This window comes from Vibrio sp. 1457, assembly GCF_033340195.1.
Taxonomy (GTDB): domain Bacteria; phylum Pseudomonadota; class Gammaproteobacteria; order Enterobacterales; family Vibrionaceae; genus Vibrio; species Vibrio alginolyticus.
On record NZ_JAWOWA010000070.1, the window covers coordinates 1 to 1,540 of the forward strand.

Below are 1,540 nucleotides of genomic sequence, written 5' to 3' on the forward strand. Positions count from 1 at the left end.
CGGGCCATCCCAGAAATCGCGGATCCATTCAAGGTCTTTCCATGAGATGGACGGATCGAAGTTATTCCCCAGCCAGCCGATGTAATCTTCCAGTCCGGTCGGTTTGCCGAGATAAGCTGAGATATTACCTAAATCATGTGGACGACCGTTCAGGCCCACATCCCACGCCCATTGCGGATGCGTCACCGCCTGCAAGTAGCGGCGCATTGCCGCATTTGGGCCGCTCATACCTGAATGCGCATCACGGTAGCGTGCGCCCGGTGTCGGCATATCCACGGTGAAAACCAGCGTCGAACAACCCGCTGCTTTTGCTCGCTCCAGCGCGTTACGCATAAAGCCGCGATCGCGCAGTACATAAAGCTGGAACCACATTGGGCGCTTGATGGCTGGCGCGACTTCTTCAATCGGGCAAACGGAAACCGTCGAGAGAGTAAACGGAATGCCATGCGCGTCCGCCGCTTTGGCTGCCTGAACTTCGCCACGACGCGCATACATGCCACACAAACCCACCGGTGCCAGTGCTACCGGCATCGACAATTTCTCATTAAACAGCGTCGTTTCCAGGCTTAAGTCAGACATGTTTTTCAGAATACGCTGGCGCAGCGCCACTTCTGACAAATCTTCCACGTTGCGGCGCAGCGTGTATTCAGAATATGCACCACCATCCATATAGTGGAACAGGAACGGCGGCAGAATGCGTTGCGCTGCGGCGCGATAATCGCTGGCTGCGGAAATAATCATGCGTTTTTCTCCCTCGAATGCTCATTATGCTCACCGGGCAGGCGGGTAATCCGTGCGTGGCGAGCCTGATCTTCATCGAATCGTTTCATGGTGGTGTGAACAAAACTAAGGTGCGCCATCATTGCTTTACGCGCCCCGTCAGCATCACCGGCAAAAATGGCGTCAATGACAGCCTGATGTTGTTCGGTCAGTTGTGAAAAAACCGGTGGCACCAGATACATCCGCTGACGGCTATGCTTCACTGAGGATTGCAGGACATCGAAGAAACCGCGCATGGTTTGCAGCAGCACGATGTTATGTGAGGCTTCGGCAATCGCCAGATGAAAACGAACGTCCGCTTGTGAGGCGATATCCGGGTCTTCACTTAGCGTTGCTTCAAAGCAAAGCTGAATCTTTTCTTTGTCGCCAGGTGTGGCGCGCATTGCCGCATGCCATGCGGTGCTGGCTTCAATGGCGTAGCGGGCTTCCAGAATATCGAAACTGTAATCCGGATCATCGGCCATCAGCGTTTTTAGCGGCTGGACGATGTTTTGCTCCGACCATGTGTCATGACGCCAGCGAATAAACGTCCCGCCGCCGCGTCGACTGAGCAGCACGCCTTCGCTCACCAGTTTTGCCAGCGCCTCGCGCAGTGAATTACGTGATACGCCGAGTTGCATCGCCAGTTGGCGCTCAGCGGGCAACTTCATGCCCGCTTCCAGGTTTTTTTCATCAATCAGCGCCCGCACACGATCGGCAACCTCGTCTGACAGGCGTCTGGGTAAAACAATCATTAAGGAATCATCCACGTTAAGACATA

The 1,540-nt window shown here is 54.7% G+C and carries 1 protein-coding gene and 1 pseudogene; both read right to left on the reverse strand.

Annotation, left to right across the window (positions count from 1 at the left end; all coding sequences use genetic code 11):
- Positions 1-741: pseudogene (lldD, locus tag R7Z41_RS23740) on the reverse strand (quinone-dependent L-lactate dehydrogenase); the annotation flags it as partial.
- Positions 738-1,540: transcriptional regulator LldR (gene lldR / locus R7Z41_RS23745; protein ID WP_318141614.1), on the reverse strand; the 803-nt coding region annotated here is incomplete at its 5' end. The gene lldR and the pseudogene lldD, both read right to left, overlap by 4 nt.